The sequence below is a fragment of the Mesorhizobium carmichaelinearum genome, from assembly GCF_900199455.1.
GTDB classification, from domain to species: Bacteria; Pseudomonadota; Alphaproteobacteria; order Rhizobiales; family Rhizobiaceae; genus Mesorhizobium; species Mesorhizobium carmichaelinearum.
Window position 1 is genome coordinate 206462 of sequence record NZ_FZQR01000013.1, and the last position, 16818, is coordinate 223279.

Below are 16818 nucleotides of genomic sequence, written 5' to 3' on the forward strand. Positions count from 1 at the left end.
TCGTCGCTGCCAGCAATTAAAGCGCAGCCAGCTCACTTCGCCAGCTCACGCCACCGGGGAACTGCTCTCCGATGGTCTCGCAGGGAACTCGCCCAATGCCTTTAGCGAATACAAGCTTTCCATTTCTTCCGCCGGGCGCTCGGGGAACTGCCGGTTCCAGAGCTGTACGACATATTCGGCCATTTTCAGCTTGATGGCCAAATCCGTCCCGTATGTGCGCAACACATGGTGATGGATCACCTGCCGTGTGCGCAGCAGGGCCTCTGAATGGGAAGCCATGATGAGGCTGGTTACGCTGTCCCTGTGCCGACGGTGATGGTTGAGCAATGCGGACTCGTAGGCGACGGAGCCGTTACGTATTGCCTCGAGGATAAAGTACCAATCGCCGCTCGTAGGCAGGGACAGGAGGTGCTCGGCGAAATCTGTCGTGATTTCAAACTTCCGAAAAACCGCCGCACTGATGTTGAAGACCGTATTCTTGACACCCAGCCCGTCGTTGACTTCCTGTTCCGCCGAAACTTGGTAGCTGCGGTTCCATTTGAAATTGGAGAGATCGGTGAGGTACGGGCTGGACGGATAGTCGCCGACGATCTCGCTTCGATCGTTGATGATCTTCGATGCGCAATAAGCAAACTTCACGCTTGGATCGCGGAACAAGGGCACGAGGGTTTCGAGGAAACTAGGGTCGGATACGTCGTCGGCTTCGGCGATCCAGATCAAATCGGCCTTTGCGAGCTCTATGCCCTTGAACCATTGAGGATAGGGCGACCCGGAATTGCTTTCATTGACGATGACCTGGGTGCCATGGACGCCGGCATAATAATCCAGAATCGATTGGCTATCGTCCGTCGACGCATCATCCAGGATGATGAGTTCAAAATCCTGGAAGGACTGCCCCAGAATACTGTCCATACGCTCGTGCAGGTAGCGGGCGTAGTTGCAGTTCGGCACGATGATCGAGACCGCGGGCGGCTTGCCGGCGACCTTCCGCATCGTCGACAGTAGGCGCGGAAAGACCCGATCGGTGGAAAAATGCCGCCGTGCCTTGGCGCCTGCCTGCCTGCCGAGCGTCGTCCGCAATGGCTGGTCCTGGATCAGTTTCTGCGTGGCATCGGCCATCGCGACAGGATCAGCCCATTTGACAACGATGCCGGCATCGTCCTCGACGAAACCCGGTGCCCCGCCGCTGCCTGCGAAGCAGATCACCGGCAACTCGGCGAATGCCGCCTCCAGCATGACACGGCCGAACGGCTCTTCTCGGGATGTCAGAAGAAACAGATCGGCAGCCAGCAGATGGCCGCGCACATCCTCGACATTGCCCAGAAATGTGACCTTTTCGCCCAGCCCGTCCGCTTGCAATCTGTCGAGTTGCTGCGACCACGTACCGAAAGCCTCATCCCGTTCCCGCTCCGGTAACGAACCGAGCCAGTAGAAATGATAGTCCTCAACCCCGCGAGCACGAAGAATGCGGGCCACCTCGATAAAGAGGTCGGCACCCTTGCGGAATGGCATTCCGAGGCCGGATCCCAGCACGATGGCCTTGTCCATCGGCCAGCCGGCGCGTTGGCGACTTTCAAGGCGCTGGATTTCCGTACGACTGTGATCGGCGTCGGTTTGCGGAACCGCACTTGGAATGACGTCTATGGCGTTCGTTTCGACCTTGTACTCGGTTGCCAGATAATCCCGGACACTTGGGGAACACGCTATGAATCTCTGCGTGTGGGAAACGACATCCCTCATGTCGTCCTTGGCGTATCGGGCCATGCTCGTCGCCAATTCCCTGGCATGCGTCAGGATAGGAATGCCCAGTTCACCAAGCAGCGCGTGCAAACGGCCGGTGGCCAGACTGTTGCAATAGATGAGGTCCGGTCTGCCACCGTACCAATCGGTGATGCGGGCCAGCATTGTGGCGGTCGTCTCGGTGTGCGAAACCAGATCGTCCAGAAGGACGGTATCGACGATGCGTCGAAACTGCTCGAGCCGTTGGCCACCCGCCAGGCACAGCACCTTGATCTCCAGGTCAGTGTGCGATTGCAGCCAATGGATGATGTCGGCCAACGATGCCTGCGCTCCACCGAGAGCCGCATCGTGTGAGACGAACAAAACGCTCCAGGACCGACCCCTAGGCGATTTGCCGGCCGCCGGCGGCGCCGACAGGACGTCCCGCGTCTCCTGCAGATAGGCGTAGCCGTAGCGCGCATCAGGTTCGAGATAGGCGCCCTCCGCCCACTCGTTCCAGGCATTGACGAAGATAAGCCGGCTGTCGAAATCGGCGAAACGATCGCATGTATCGGCGACTGCGTTGCTGAGCCATTCTCCGTAGCGGGAGGGCGACGCGTTCACCAGAATGCTGGCGGCCTCCATTCTCCTTGCCGTGTTGTCCCAGGAAGGGCAAACTCCGCGAAACAGCGTATAGGGGACCTGCGGATAGGCGCGGCTGCGATCGGTAAGTGCCCCCCAATCATAGATCCTTCCCGTGAAGCCGCTCTTGAGATTTGGGATGGAGGCGCTGACCTCGGGAAGCGTTCCGAGATTTGGCGGAAACTCGACAGCGGCGTCGAACCCAAATTCGGCGGGATCAACCGTGGCGAATGACTGCGGATAGGCAAGAAAAATCTCGCCGATACCGGCTTCCCGGCAATAGGCTCTCCAGCGCTGTGCGGTTTCGGCTGGCGACGGAAACAATCCGGGCCGGTAGACCATAAGCAGCGGCTTGCCGCCGATCCGGATGTATCGCCGGTCACGGAAATAGCCGGATACATGTTCGATGAAAGCCAGGTCGTCCTCGGGTGAGTGCGATTGTGGGATCAGGACTTCCTGTTCGCGCCCATCCCAACGGCGGCTCCAGTGCTCGTTTGCCCAGTTGATGCAGAAGCCCATCTCATGCGCGTCGTTTTCGACAAACTGGGCGATCGGCATCTCAAGGACACGCTTGCCGTTGAACCAGTAGAAGTGAAAACAGAAGCCCGAAATGCCATACTGCATGGCGATCTCGATCTGCTCCTTCTGGATGTCCTTCACCCGCAAATCATAGAAGCCGAGATCCGCCGGCAGTCGGGGCTGATAATGACCGTCAAACTGTGGCACGGCGCGTGTTACATTCGTCCATTCCGTGAAGCCCTTTCCCCAAAAGGCATCATTTTCAGGGATCGGGTGGAACTGGGGCAGGTAGAAGGCGATGACGCGTGCGCGCAAAGCGGCGGGTCGCCTCTCGCTGGATCGCGGCACATAGGTGGCGGGCCTTTGTATGCCGCGGCTAGCGGCCATTACCCAACGTGCTGCCGGAGCGCGCCGGGTCTCGCGCTGTTCATTCCTGCCGAAACGAACGTAGTGATCCAACGGGTTCAGCGCCGCGAAGGCGACGTCGGGATACTTGGTCAGATAGTATTCGGTGTCGAAATCCGGATTCGGGTTTCGCGACTCTGCGACGCCATGATCGATATAGTGCAGGATCGGGTCGATCCCACTCGCGGCTACATCCGGGTTCTGAGCCAGATACCACGGTTCATCGAACTGTCCGCTGGCGCGAATTCGTTGCCAAATCCGAAATCTCTTCCACCGCTTCCTGCTGGTGCTCGATCCTATAAGGACCATGAAGTCGGATCTATTCAATCGGGTCCGCCTCGTAGCGATCAGGCTTCATCTCATCGTCCCAGGCCGTTCCGGCGATCTTTGTGCAGATCATGGCGAACACCCGCTCGAGGGCGTGCTGCAATGTGCCGTCCTGCTGGCCTGCCTCGGCGGGAAATGACGCCAAAGACAGATCAAGCCGCTTGAGCGGCTCCAGTGCGCTGCGCCGAACCCAGAACATCGTTCCGGCAAAGAAGTCGAGGGGAGCGTCAGCTTCTATCCCCATCGTCTCCAACAGGTTGAGGATCATCGCCTTATTCTCACCCCACGAGGCGGCCTCGTCGCCCTTCCATTCATTGGGCAGTCGAAAGCGACTGGACCCGATCATCTCGATATCCCGCGAGCGCTCGAACTCGGCGATGATGCGGTCAACCACGTCGCGGGATCCGATCAGGTCGAAGGCGCTCGCCTGGCGCCAAATCTCACCAAGGAACATGCGCGGCCCACTTTGCCCCGACTTCTTGCCATGCAGCTTGCAGATGAGATCGAAAGGATCGAGCCTTCCTTCGCGAAGCAGCTGGATGAACGGACCGACGTCGCGACCGCGATTGTCATAGACAACGATCTCGGCATCCCGAAATTTCGCCTGAACGCGTTCCGTGAGTGCCGCGTCGAGCCGGGTCAGCGTAAGGATGAGGTGGAACGGACGATCGATCGTTTCCAGCAGCGCCTCGAATTCGGGCCAGAGATCGGGGTAGTGCAAATGCAGCGCAACGGCGATCTTTGGCCCGGCGATGGGCGGGCGTTGCGGGGGCCGGATTGAGGGGCCGTCAAAGTGCCGCGCCAGGGTTTTCTGCAGATTGGCACTTGCCACCCCAAAGCCCCAACCGGCGAGGCTGCCGAGCGAATGCGTCAGATCGCGCCCTTCCGGTCCTGCAATATGCAGGAGAGGGCGCAGGACAATGCCTTGGCCCAGCGGCAGTTCAAATCGCTTCTGGCGACGGCGGCGGCGCAACACTGTGCCAAGATCCCTGATCCTCAAGGGGCGGATGCTTGACGCAACGATGTCGCTTCCATCGAATTGCAACACCAGGCCGCCTTCGCTGCTTTGAAGCAGATAGGAAGTCCGCTGGACAGCCGGCATATAGACGACCCTGTCGGCATGTCCTCGGCGGTGAACATTGATGCGAAGAAACGGCATCCGCCTGTCTGTAGGGGAAAGCTCCAAGATGTATCGTCCTGGCGCGTGGACGTGGATTTCGCTCCGGGCACCGCTTTGGTCGACGCCGCATGCCTCGCCTTTTTGCGGCTCGCGGGGCAGGACATCAGCCAAGACAAATCTCGTGTCGGCAGCGTCAGGCGACATAGCCGCTGTTCCGATTCGCGCGCGATCGGTCAAGGATGCTGTCAAATATACCTATCAGTCGGCCCAAGGAATTGATCAGTCTGTTTCGATTAAGCGTCAGGCAATAGAAGCCTATTTTCGTCGAATAACGGAGGATGTCCACGGATGGGCTATAGGCGATGCCGTACTTCTTGCGCAAGTGGATCTCCGATCGCATCTTCGACCGATATCGGAAGATCCGTGAGCGGGTTGATTGCGCAACCGAAGTGCCAATGTCGTGGACGGCATGCGCGCCACTGACAAGGATCATCGGCTCGTCACGCTGCAGCAGACGGTATGAGAGGTCGTCATCTTCGAAATACAGAAAGATATCCTCATCAAACCCGCCGGTATCCAGGAAAAGCGTCCGCTTGATCATGAACACGCCGCCATTGACGAAGCGGACGCAACAATCTCCCCAGACCTGCCGAACACGTGTGGGCAGTGACACGCCGGAAAGGCGATCGATTTCGCTCTGCTCGCGAAACCACAACCGCCCATCCACCGTGTTGGTGCGCGGCACGAAGACGCCGCAATTTGGGTAGCGTTCAGCCGCCTGCATAAGCGCATCGACGGCGTCCGGCTCAAGACGCACGTCGGGGTTGATGAACAGCAGATACTCCCCCGATGCCGCCGCCGCGCCGATGTTGCAGGCATGCCCAAAGCCGAGATTTACAGCATTATCAATACGATGAACGGCAAGGCCGGATAGTGCGGCGGAAAGATCGTCGGTGCTTGCATTGTCGACGCATACGATCTCCAGCCCCGGCGGCAGGCGAGCAAGCGCGCCACGCACGGTATGCGCGCTGTTATGCGTTACAGTGATAGCAGTTATCGACGTATTCATTGCCAAAGCCATCCTGATATCTCAGTTGGCTTCCCCGTGGAAGGCTAGCGGTCCATACGCAATCTAAGCGGTGCCACTCAGGCGGTCGAGTCCATACTATTGACTAATATAGGGGATGACGGGGCGCGGCGGCACAATAAGGCACCGAGCGGACAGGAGACCGCGGCCATCGTCGACGATCTTCCTGGAACTTTTCGGCCTCGGCAAGGCCGCCGGCCACAAATTCCCGCGCGAATTTTCCGGCGGCCAGCGCCAGCGCATCTCCATCGCCAGGGCGCTGGCGACAAGGCCGCGCTTTCTCATCTGCGACGAGCCGACCTCGGCGCTCGCAGATATGCCATTCCATACTGCCTTCCTCCCGAGATACCCCGCCAGAAGCAATCGTTGTCAGGGGCGCCATCCTTGACAGCAAGTCAAAAAGATCATTCGACTGAAATGGCGGCGGGTTTGATGCCGGCTTGAAGAATGAGTCTTCGCCATGAAACTGGTCTTTGTCGAAGCTATCGGCAGCAAGGTTTCAAGTGTCGGTTTTGGCTGCGCTTCGCTTGGTTCTCGCATTGGAGTTCGCAAGGGGCTCGAGACGCTCGAACGTGCGTACGAAGCCGGGGTGACATGGTACGACGTGGCACCTTCGTATGGCGACGGGATGGCGGAATCGATCTGGGGCGAATTTGCATCTGGGAAGCGCGATCGCGTCTGCGTCTGCACCAAGGTTGGCATGCGCCCGCCGAAGACCTCCGCCACCATGCGCGTGCTGAAGCCGTTGTCGCGGATCGCTATTGCGGCGGTTCCGGGGCTCAAGCGGTATGCTTCAAGAGTGCGCCCCACACCGTTCAAGGTGCCGCTGTCCGCGGAGTTGATAAGATCCAGCGTCGAGGAGAGCCTGGGGCGTCTTCGCACGGATTACGTCGATGTTCTTGCGCTGCACCGTCCGACCGCCGAAGAACTTGTTCGCGAGGATATCATCCGGGCCGTGGAGCGTGTGCTTCAGGACGGCAAGGCCCGGGCCATTTCGGTCGCGGGAGACCTTGAGGCCGGAATGACCGCTCTCGATGAATCACTACCTTATCGATTCGTCCAGATTGCCAATACCCCGCTGGAACCAAATCTCGGAAAGCTGAAGGAGCGCGCTCACGCGCACAGAACGTTTGTAACGCACGGGACATTCTCGGGCCTCGACAGAATCGTCGCGAAAATGAACGCGCAAAAGGAGATACTGGTCGCCCTTGGCGACCTCGGATACCGCGGCAGCCCCACTGAAATTGCTATCGCATTTCTCGCCGACTACGCCTTCTCAACGAATTCAGCGGGCGTCACCCTGGTCTCTATGTTCAAGAAGGAGCACCTCGATTTCAATCTGCTGCGATTGAAGAACAATCCAACACCCGAGCGACTGAGTGGCGTCGTTGCCGCGCTCGACACGGATGTGAAAGACTGACTGGCCGCTTGATCTCGGTTGAGTGACTACGGGTTTTGCTGAACACGCTTTTCGAGTTCGGCCGTGCGTGCGCTCAAATCGTCCAGTTCAAACCCTTGAGATGAGAGGAAGGCTGCCGATCCGTTGTTGGGATCGGCGGCAAGACGGTGCGTTTCCTGCAGATGATGCTTCAGCCAGGCGCGCTGCTCGCGCTGCAGCCGGGTCCGTTCGGGGCCATGTTCGCGGTGCATCAGCGTGTTGTAAGCCGCGTTCAACCTGGCATCGAACTTGTCGATCTCGGCTTTTCCGCAATCCAGCATTTGCGAGGTGGCGCCGGCGGACCGGTCGATGCACGCTTTCATTTCGGCATCGCTCTGCGCCATCGCGGGATGGGCCGCGGTCATGGCTGAAATTCCAAGGAGGCAGGCATATCGGCGCATGGGGGATTCCTCGATGAATGCGGGTCAGGACATGTCGGTTTCGCCACGCCCTCTCGGATTGGCAACGAGGGCAGGCTCACGATATGTTGGGCAGGGCGCGAGCGCGTCAAGGCTCGGCCCCGCCCGCACATCTCACCCATGAGACCCGCGCTCCACCGCCAGCCGCCGCACCAGCGCCGCGAGGACAAGAACCGGGCGTCACTGGCCGGCAATCGGGCGATTGCACCGTAAGGTGCTGAAATCCTTAACGCGATTTTCACACCACTGGCCTAGCTACTTGCCCCTATGACGCACTCCATGCAGCCTGTTCAAGGGTCCGCCCCTCAGGGGCAGGGTGAATCCGTGGACGCCGGGATTCTCCGGGATCAGTTCGCGGATCTGCGGGCAGGTGTCTTCATTTCGATGCCTATCGGCACGGTGCTTTCGGCGCTGATCCTGGCCGTGCAGCTGCTTGCGGGCGGCGGGTTTGCGGCGGTGCTGTGGTTTGCGGCGGTCGGCACCATAAATGGCGCACGCATCGCCCTCGCTCTCTCCCAGTCGGGCACGGAAGACAACTGGCTGAAGCGGGTCGGTGCGCGGCTTTCTTCCTATGGCATGCTGGCTCTGGCGTCGGGCATCGCCTGGTCTTTCCTGGCGGTGCTGACCGATGGCTACACCACGCCCCAGGCGCCGATCTATCTGATCGTTCTGGCCGGCACGTCGGCCGGTTCGGTGACCTACGGCACGTCATACGCCCCGGCCTCGATCAACTTCATGACGCTGCCGCTTTTGGTCGCCATCGGCTGCCTCTCGGCGAAAGGCGGTATCGAAAATTACATTCTGGCTTTCACGGTTCTGCTGTTTCTCGTTGGAATGATCAGAAGCGCGCTTCTTGGACAGGCCCGCTTCCGGGAAACAAGCCGCCTCAAATACGAGGCGAAAGACTTCGCCACCCAGATGGAGCGAAACTCCAGGCGCGATCCGCTGACGAATTTGCTCAACCGGTACGGGCTCGAGCAGGCCATCCGCCAGCTCGGACTTGCCGACGGTCCGTTCGTGGCCATGCTGATCGACCTGGACGGCTTCAAATCCGTCAACGATACCTATGGTCACAATATCGGCGACGGCCTGCTGGTCAGGGTTGCGCGCAGGATAGAGGGGCATGCGCCGCCTGGCGCAACCATTTCGCGCATCGGCGGCGACGAGTTCGTGCTGCTCTTTCCCGCCGGCAAATCCCTGCAGTCAACCGACGCACTGGCCGCCTCGATCATCGCCGCAATCGCCAATCCGGATCCGGCGTTGAATTCGGTGCGCGTCGGCGCGTCGATCGGCATCTATGTCTCGGACAGGCCGCAATTGACGCAGATGCTGCTGCGGGCGGACTTCGCGCTTTATGCGGCCAAGCGCAGCGGCAGGAATGAATACCGTCTCTTCGATGCCGGGCTCGACCGCGGGCTCGAACGCAAGCACTGCATCGAGCGCGATCTGCGCGGCGCCATCGAATCCGGCACGCTTTGCTCATGGTTCCAGCCCCTGGTGCGGCTGGACACCAATGCCGTCGTCGGCTTCGAGGCGCTGCTGCGCTGGCGACACCCGGTCCATGGCGCCATTTCCCCGCCCGAGATCGTCACCGCCGCGCGTGAAACCGGGCTGCTTTCCCTGTTGACGGAAACGGTGTTTCTCAACTGCTGCGCCATGATCGAAGAGCTTGTGAGAAACGGCCGTCAGCATGTCCGGGTCGCGATGAACCTGTCGCCGCGCGAACTCGAGGCAGGCAATGTCGATGAGATGATACTGGACAGCCTCAGGACGAAGAATGTCCCGGTGGCGATGCTCGAGATCGAGATCACCGAAGAAGCGCCCGTCGATCGCGACCGGATTGACGAAAAGCTGGAGCGCCTGGCGGATGCCGGCCTGTCGATCGTGCTGGATGATTTCGGCACCGGTTTTTCGACGCTGGTTTCGCTGAAGGACAGCCGGATCCGCAAGATCAAGATCGACAAGGACTTCGTCCGCGATCTCGCCAGCTCCGTGGATGATCAGGCCCTGGTCAAGGCAGTCATCGATCTCGGGCGAACGCTGGGAATAGAGGTGGTCGCCGAGGGCGTCGAAACCGACGCGGATCGAATGATCCTGCGGTCGCTCGATTGCATGATCGCGCAGGGCTTTCTCTTCTCGCCAGCCCTTCCCATGCAGGAAGCGCTGGCCTTCGACGCAGGCCGCGTCGACAGCTCTGCCGCCAAGGCCTTTTTTGATCCCGCGGCGGGCCTGTTGCGGAAATCTCAGACGGGCAACGCCGCTTAAGCAGTGGCCGCATGCCGGCCGGCGGCGACGAGCCGAGATCGCGCCGTCCATCCAGGCATATCCTCAACCTGTTGAAGGATTTGCAGGAGGCGCTGCATCTGATCATGCTGATCATCAGCCACGACCTGGTGCGCCACGACCGCATCGGCGTGATGAGTGCGGGCGAGATCTGCGAACTGGTGCCGATGGAGGAGCTGTTCGAGCGGTCGCACCATGCTTATGCGCGCGAGTTACTGAGGCTGATGTCGGGGCTTTGAGCGGGCTTAAGTCGGCTCGGGAATAGCAGTTGCGCTCGAGTTCCACAGTGGCCATTTCGCTACCGCCATTAGACAAAAAAGCAGCTCTACAGTTATTCACTCTGCTGTTGGCAGCCAGAGAAGAGTCGTTTTATAAGAGAATATGCACATAAGGGGTGATTCTCTGGATGATTTGTTGCGTTCGGTTTTTCGCCGAATAATGCGAGACGGATTGAATATCAGTCCACGAAAAGGTGATGCTAGAGAAGTTATTGGAGCCAAGCTAACTCTGCTAAATCCACGTGCTCGCTTTAGCCGAGCGGAGACCCGTGCGGTATTGTTTAGCTGCCTTGGCGAATTCATGTGGATATTATCTGGATCCGACAACCTTGCCCATATCGAGTACTACATTCCTCGTTATCGCAATTTTTCGAATGATGGGCGGACCCTTCGTGGGGCGTACGGACCCCGCATGTTCGGTGGTAACCCGTCGCAGTTCAACGAAATTGCCGCAGCCATCTCCGAGAACGCCGACTCGCGCCAGAATGTTGTTCAAATTTTCAAGAGGGATGATCTAAACGACGGTAACAAGGACGTACCTTGCACGTGCACCCTCCAGTTCTTTAAGCGGCAAAACAGGCTCCACCTTCTGGTCAGCATGCGCTCGAATGACGCCTTCATAGGGCTGCCGCACGATGTATTCTGCTTTACCATGTTACAGGAGATTATGGCACGGAAGGTTGGTTGCGAATTAGGTGAGTATCACCATGTTGCCGGCAGCTTGCACCTTTATGATAAAAATCGTGCCAAGGTGCGGCAATATTTCGGAGAAGCCGTGCAGTCGCGTCTAGCCATGCCTCCAATGCCCGTGGGCGATCCATCCGACGCGATATCCAAATTAATTGCCTTGGAAAGTCAGTATCGAACAGAGAGTATTCGAGACTTCTCAACTGACGGGCTTGATCCGTATTGGGCTGATTTGGCTCGTCTTTTGATGGCTAAGCGTCTGTTCACTGAGCGCAAAGTGGGCGCCATGCGTCAGATAAGGAGAGAAATGAGCTCAAGGGTCTATGACGCCTATATTAGGGGCGAGCATGATCGTCTAATTCCAATTGAAAAAGCGGCGGAGCAATTACCCCTCCCAAACCTCACAACCCAATCGGCATAGCGCTATGAAGCCAAAAGAACGCGAGCGTGGTGTTTGGCTGCGCACAGAACTGGTCCGATTTCACGACAACACCATGCCCTTGCCCGGGATCATTCCTGACGGCAGATTGGATGTGTTAGTAGACCAACTAGTCGACAGTTTGCGCCGCATCGAGTTCATCCACCATATTCGTGACCACGATCACGATGTGCGCCGCATGGACCCCGCCTCGGACTTTTTTGACCCGCTGAAAGCCGCCGTACTTCATGGCCGACAGAGACATGCGGACGAAGCTTTCTGGCTTGTATTTCTAGCCACGCATTTTGGTAAGCACGCTATCGACGGCTGGAGGTTGTGCCGCGACATCTATGGCAAGCTCGGGGACGAATCGTACTGGACTTGGGATCAGATAATTGATGACCCCGCAGCATTTGGAATTTGGCTACGCAAAAACATTGATCATATCCGCAATGATGGCGTTAGCCGGCGTTTCAGCAACCATCGCAAGTACGAAAGCCTCATAGCTCCAAAGGGAGCAGGGACACCTGAGGTGATCGAGTCATTTGTTGATTGGGTAATGGAGTTTGGTAGCAATCAAAATCTCATCGTTGAGGCCCACAAGGCGGTGGGACAACACCCTGGCGAAACCTTTGATCGCTTATACCGTGAAATGAATCGAGTACGTAGGTTCGGCCGCCTCGCGAAATTCGATTATCTAACAATGTTGGGGAAACTAGGCTTAGCGCCGATTGAGCCTCAGTTGGCCTACCTGGGGGAAGCGACCGGACCGTTGCGAGGCGCTCGGCTCCTATTCGACAATGATCCAGATTCGGCTACAGGCGCCAGCGAACTGGAAGATCGAATTCGGTCGCTGAACGTGCGAATTGACGTTGGTATGCAGGCCTGGGAAGATTCCCTTTGCAACTGGCAGAAGAGCCCTACTCTTTATCGATATTTCAGAGGTTAGCCCAATTCATTCCAACGATATCGCCTTTTCAGCGAGTTTAGTTGATCGAAACGCAGGTAACCCTTGTGCTGCATTTGCCCAACGACAATTCCCGGTGAAGTTCCCACTGAAACTGCCAGACGGATCACGTTTCTGAAGCCCTTATTGCTTGTCATCAAGCGTTGCGAATACTCATCGGGAATCAGAAGCTTTGCTGAGAATTCATTCGCCTCGTCTTCTTCGACCTGCGTAACGTCACTCCCGTCTTCAAGGAAGAACGCACGGTCGGAATGCAACAAGAGGTGCGCAACCTCATGAAAGAAGGTGAACCAGAACTGGTCATCGGTCTTGTAGCGTAGGCTCAGCGCAATCATCGCCGTACCGCCGCCCATTACCCGAGTCGCCCCACTGGCAGGACAGCCTCTTGGAGTGGGGACGACCACAACTGCCACGCCGCATGATGCGCAAATTTCCAAGACGCGCGGCATGAAAAGTCTAAGGTCCTTCACAAGCGTCAATTTGCGAAGGGCAGGGAGGGATTCCTGAAGCGCCACAGCATCAAACTTACGGCTAGTAATCCGCTCGGCATTTTTCTCCGCGAACCTGAGCCAAGTAACAATCGCCATCGGATCGGAAACATATGACTTTGAAAGGCGATAGGCAGCGGCACGTGCCACAGGCCTATAACTGGCTTCCCAAGCAGCGAGGTTCGGCACAGCAAAAAACTTCAGGCACTCGGCGAAAAGCACATCGGCACTTCGAGTATTGGGAATCCAGCCGAACCGTTTCATATCGGCAATTGGAAGCCTTGCTATCCATTCAGCCGAACTTGAGATGGTCGCATTCGATCGGGCTTGCTCCTGTGCCTTGCGGTACTGCTCTTCTCGACGCAGCCAAAATGCCTTCGACCCACCAACTGTTTCAGAGAGTGACGAAGCAATCTCATCATCAATGACCGCTTCGCCACGGAGCAATTCGGAAGCGAATGTGACACCTTCGCCAAGCAAGTCGGCGAACGTTTCGACACTCATTGCATTCTCTGATAGAATGTCCGTAATGGTTGCCCCCGGGGGCGAGCCCCAACGGGGTTGAAATCCTTCAGCTTCAGGCATCGCAGGCCTCGATTCCTTCTATCCGAACCCTGCTGACCTTAGACCAATCAACCTTGCCTAAAGCCGACGTGGGCGGATTAAGGTGGTTGCACATCAATATAATGCTGTGTCCTTCACCGAGAAGTATCGAGATCGAATCGCCTTTCCCCGAGTCAGATATAGTCGGATTTCCGGCTATAACATTCTCGATTGTTTCAGCGGCTGCGATATCTGCAACGCGGTTCATAAGAGCACGAGCAACATCGCTGCCATATTCTGCAGTGGCAGCTTCTGGGTCTTCGCAAAGCGAGCGAAGCGCCCGGTTTTTAAACGAGATTTCCATGGCCAGATACACGACATCGCAAGAACGCCCAACTTTATGGAAATCACGATTGGGGTCGTCGATCCAGGATTAGTACGAAAAATTGTTCCAGTCACCACGGCTATTCTTAATTGCCAAAATATGTATCCGCCCACAAAACTGTAGGGGCTCATGAGCCTGCAAACAGCTGACACTTCATAAATCCGAGTTGGCATCCTCTTCGATCTTGCGTCTATATCAGGAATAACACCCACGCTCCACCGCCAGCCGCCGCACCAGCGCCAGCACTGCATCGATGGTCGGTGTCGGCTTGTCCGTTAGCCGGCCAAGTTCCTGCACTGCCGTCACCAGCGCGTCGATCTCCATCGGCCGGCCGCGTTCCAGGTCCTGCAGCATCGAGGTCTTGTGTTCGCCGACATCGCCGGCGCCCTTGATGCGGCGGTCGACCCCTATGGGAAAACGCACGCCGAGGCTTTCGCCGATTGCTTGTGCTTCCAGCATCATGGCGCGAGCGAGCGTGCGGGTGCCTTCGTCGGCGACGATGGCGGCAAGCGTGCTGCCGGTCAGCGCCGAGATCGGGTTGAAGGAAAGGTTGCCCCACAGTTTCACCCAGATCTCGCTGCGGATATCGTCGCGCACCGGCGCCTGCAGGCCGGCCTTGACCATTTCCTCGGCCAGAAGCGTCACCCGTTCGCTGCGCGCGCCCGAGGGTTCGCCGAGCGAGAAGCGCTTGCCTTCGACATGGCGGATGAGGCCGGGCGCGTCGACCTCGACGGCGGGATAGACGACCGAGCCGATGACGCGCCGCGGCCCGATCCGCTGCCAGATCGCGCCGCCAGGATCGACCGCGTTCAGCCTGGTGCCGTCAAGCGGCCCACTGAGGCCATGGAAATACCACCACGGCACGCCGTTCTGCATGGTGACGACGGATGTGTGGTCCCCAAGCAGCGGCGCGATCTGGTCCAGCGCCGGGGTCAGCGAATGGGCCTTCAGCGCCAGAACCACGGTGTCCTGCACGCCAAGTTCCCCGGCCCTGGCAGCGGCTCTCACCGGCGCCACCGATTCCGCGCCGTCCTCGATCAGGCGCAGGCCGTTGGACTGGATCGCTTCGAGATGCGCGCCGCGCGCGACGATCGACAGCTCGGTGCGGCCGGCGATCGCCAGCTTGGCGGCGAGATAGCCGCCGATCGCGCCGGCGCCGAAAATGGTGATCTTCATCGTCAAAGCCCGAGTTTGGCGGCAAGGCCGATGCGCTGCAGCTTGCCGGTCGCGCCCTTGGGGATCTCGTCCAGGATCAGCACCTTGCGCGGCACCTTGAAGTCGGCGAGCCGCGTCGCGGCGTGAGCGCGGATGTCGCTTTCGCTGGCGCTCATGCCTTCGCGCAGCACCACGGCCGCCGCCACCTCCTCGCCGAGCTTGTCATGCGGCATGGCGAAGGTGACCACCTGCGCCACCGCCGGATGGTCCATCAGCACGTCATCGACCTCGAGCGGCGAGATCTTTTCGCCGCCGCGGTTGATGATCTCCTTGAGCCGGCCGGTGACCCTGAGGTAGCCATCCTCGTCGAGCACGCCCTGGTCGCCGGTGTGGAACCAGCCATGCGCGAAGGCCGTGGCGTTGGCGTCCGGGTTCTTCTCATAGCCTGCCGTGACATTGGGTCCGCGAATGACGATCTCGCCGGTCTCGCCGGCTGTGAGCAATCGCCCGTCCGGCGCCATGACAGCCACCTCTGGGCCGGCGGAGGCGCCGACACTGCCTGGCTTGCGCAGGCCCGGCGGCAGCCGGTTCGACGCCATCTGATGGGCGGCCTCGGTCATCCCATAGGATTCGATCACCGGACAGCCGAAGGTTTTCTCCAGTTCGCCCATCACTTGCGCCGGCAGCGATGCCGAGGACGAGCGGATGAAGCGCAGGCGCGCTGCCGACAACACCTCTTCATTGCGCGCCGCCCGGGGCAGGATCGCCTGGTGCATGGTCGGCACCGCCGTGTACCAGCTCGGCCTGGCGTCGCTCAGCCACTGGAAGAAGCGCAGCGCGTTGAAGCCTGGGGTGCAGTAGATGCTGCCGCCCGCCGCCAGCGACGACAGCACCGCCGCGATCAGGCCATGGATGTGGAACAGCGGCATGATGTTGAGGCAGCGGTCATCGGCGCTGAGGCCGAGTGTCGCGCCGATATGGCGGGCGGAGGCGGCGATGTTGGCATGGCTGAGCGGCACCAGCTTTGGCCGCGATGTCGTGCCCGATGTGTGCAGCAAAAGCGCAATGTCGCCATCCCCTGCCATGTCGGGCGCCGCTTGTGGGCCAACCGCCGCACCTTCGATGGTGAAGTTGCCGGCAGGTGCATCGGGCTGCACGATGAGCCGCAGCACGCCGATGCCCAGCCGCTCGGCCACCGCAACCGCCGGGCCAGTCTCGTTCTCCGCGACAAGGATCGCCTTGGCGCCGATGTCGGTGAGATAAAAATCGAGCTCGTCCGCCCGATAGGCAGGATTGAGCGGTGCCGTCGAGGCAGTTGCCGCCACCGCGACGAAGCTTGTCGCCATCTCCGGCCCGTTCGGCAGCACGATCGCCACCCGGTCGCCGCGGCCGATGCCCAGCGCATGCAGTTGTTTTGCCGTGGCCGCGATCAGGTTGCGCAGCCCGCCATGGGTCAGCGTCGCCCTGTCGGGCGCCAGGATCGCCGGCGTGTCATCGGCACCGGCGGCGAGATGGCGGGAGAGGTCGGGGTGGGTTTCAGTCTGGGTCATGGTCACCGACTATGTTTCAAACGACTGCTTCTAGAAAGCCCAGGGATGATTCCGACCCCGGACAATTATCGACGTCGGCGCTGCCCCCTCTCCGTCTCGGCTTCGCCGAGCCACCTCTCCCCCACTTTGTGGGGGCGAGGAACCCAAGCTTTTCAAGGCCGCGACTTCGGCGGTTAGCGTTTCCTCGCCCCCATGAAATGGGGGAGAGGTGGCCGCGATGTCCGAACCGGATAGATAGGTAACAGAATGGACCGATAGCATGGGTGACAGTTTTCTTGTCCGCCGGAGGACCGGCGATGGTTTGGCGAGAGACTGGCATCATGGACGAGCGGCTACGGTTTGTTGTGGACTGCCTTGCGGGTGAGGAGACGATGAGTGCGCTTTGTGC

At 59.3% G+C, this 16818-nt stretch carries 13 protein-coding genes and 1 pseudogene; 6 read left to right on the forward strand and 8 right to left on the reverse strand.

The window, feature by feature from the left end; genetic code table 11:
• Positions 1-45: 45 nt before the first annotated feature.
• From CKW40_RS27575 to CKW40_RS27585, 3 genes are all read right to left on the reverse strand, one after another.
• The gene (locus CKW40_RS27575) at positions 46-3612 is read right to left on the reverse strand and encodes a glycoside hydrolase family 99-like domain-containing protein (protein WP_143748376.1); all 3567 of its coding nucleotides are present in this window, start codon (positions 3610-3612) and stop codon (positions 46-48) included.
• Positions 3605-4771 carry a rhamnan synthesis F family protein gene (locus CKW40_RS27580; protein WP_179298130.1) on the reverse strand — a complete coding sequence of 389 codons (1167 nt, stop codon included), beginning with the start codon at positions 4769-4771 and terminating at the stop codon, positions 3605-3607. The genes CKW40_RS27575 and CKW40_RS27580 overlap by 8 nt, the downstream gene beginning before the upstream one ends.
• A 154-nt stretch (positions 4772-4925) precedes the next feature.
• Positions 4926-5813 carry a glycosyltransferase family 2 protein gene (locus tag CKW40_RS27585; protein ID WP_095202982.1) on the reverse strand — a complete coding sequence of 296 codons (888 nt, stop codon included), beginning with the start codon at positions 5811-5813 and terminating at the stop codon, positions 4926-4928.
• A 150-nt stretch (positions 5814-5963) separates the two neighbouring features.
• Here CKW40_RS27585 and CKW40_RS43920 point away from each other — a divergent pair.
• Positions 5964-6129 (forward strand): annotated as a pseudogene (locus CKW40_RS43920) (ATP-binding cassette domain-containing protein); the annotation flags it as partial.
• Positions 6130-6279: 150 nt separating this feature from the next.
• Entirely contained in the window at positions 6280-7239 is a 960-nt protein-coding gene (locus CKW40_RS27595) for an aldo/keto reductase (protein ID WP_095202983.1), read from the forward strand.
• A gap of 26 nt (positions 7240-7265) precedes the next feature.
• Here the strand turns inward: CKW40_RS27595 and CKW40_RS27600 are convergent, their stop codons facing one another.
• On the reverse strand, positions 7266-7658 hold the full coding sequence (locus CKW40_RS27600; RefSeq protein WP_095202984.1) for a lysozyme inhibitor LprI family protein: 393 nt from the start codon (positions 7656-7658) through the stop codon (positions 7266-7268).
• 402 nt (positions 7659-8060) lie between these two features.
• Here CKW40_RS27600 and CKW40_RS27605 point away from each other — a divergent pair, with 402 nt between their 5' ends.
• From CKW40_RS27605 to CKW40_RS27620, 4 genes are all read left to right on the forward strand, one after another.
• The gene (locus CKW40_RS27605; RefSeq protein ID WP_244571305.1) at positions 8061-9941 is read left to right on the forward strand and encodes a putative bifunctional diguanylate cyclase/phosphodiesterase; all 1881 of its coding nucleotides are present in this window, start codon (positions 8061-8063) and stop codon (positions 9939-9941) included.
• A gap of 11 nt (positions 9942-9952) precedes the next feature.
• Entirely contained in the window at positions 9953-10198 is a 246-nt protein-coding gene (locus tag CKW40_RS27610; protein ID WP_095202985.1) for a hypothetical protein, read from the forward strand.
• A gap of 142 nt (positions 10199-10340) precedes the next feature.
• Positions 10341-11345, forward strand: a complete 1005-nt coding sequence (locus CKW40_RS27615; RefSeq protein ID WP_095202986.1) for a thymidylate synthase — start codon at positions 10341-10343, stop codon at positions 11343-11345.
• A gap of 4 nt (positions 11346-11349) precedes the next feature.
• Entirely contained in the window at positions 11350-12291 is a 942-nt protein-coding gene (locus CKW40_RS27620; protein WP_143748377.1) for an alpha-glutamyl/putrescinyl thymine pyrophosphorylase clade 3 protein, read from the forward strand.
• Here CKW40_RS27620 and CKW40_RS27625 read toward each other — a convergent pair.
• The 4 genes from CKW40_RS27625 to CKW40_RS27640 all read right to left on the reverse strand — a co-directional run bounded on the left by CKW40_RS27625 (position 12288) and on the right by CKW40_RS27640 (position 16430).
• Positions 12288-13382, reverse strand: coding sequence for an ImmA/IrrE family metallo-endopeptidase (locus CKW40_RS27625; protein WP_095202988.1), 1095 nt, complete (start codon positions 13380-13382; stop codon positions 12288-12290). The genes CKW40_RS27620 and CKW40_RS27625 overlap by 4 nt on opposite strands.
• Positions 13375-13716 (reverse strand): hypothetical protein, encoded by a 342-nt coding sequence (locus CKW40_RS27630; protein ID WP_095202989.1) that lies wholly within the window; start codon positions 13714-13716, stop codon positions 13375-13377. The genes CKW40_RS27625 and CKW40_RS27630 overlap by 8 nt, the downstream gene beginning before the upstream one ends.
• 204 nt (positions 13717-13920) lie before the next feature.
• Entirely contained in the window at positions 13921-14901 is a 981-nt protein-coding gene (locus CKW40_RS27635; protein ID WP_095202990.1) for a 2-dehydropantoate 2-reductase, read from the reverse strand.
• A 2-nt stretch (positions 14902-14903) separates the two neighbouring features.
• A complete protein-coding gene (locus CKW40_RS27640) occupies positions 14904-16430 on the reverse strand; it encodes an acyl--CoA ligase (protein WP_095202991.1) in 1527 nt (508 codons plus the stop codon).
• Positions 16431-16818: the final 388 nt, after the last annotated feature.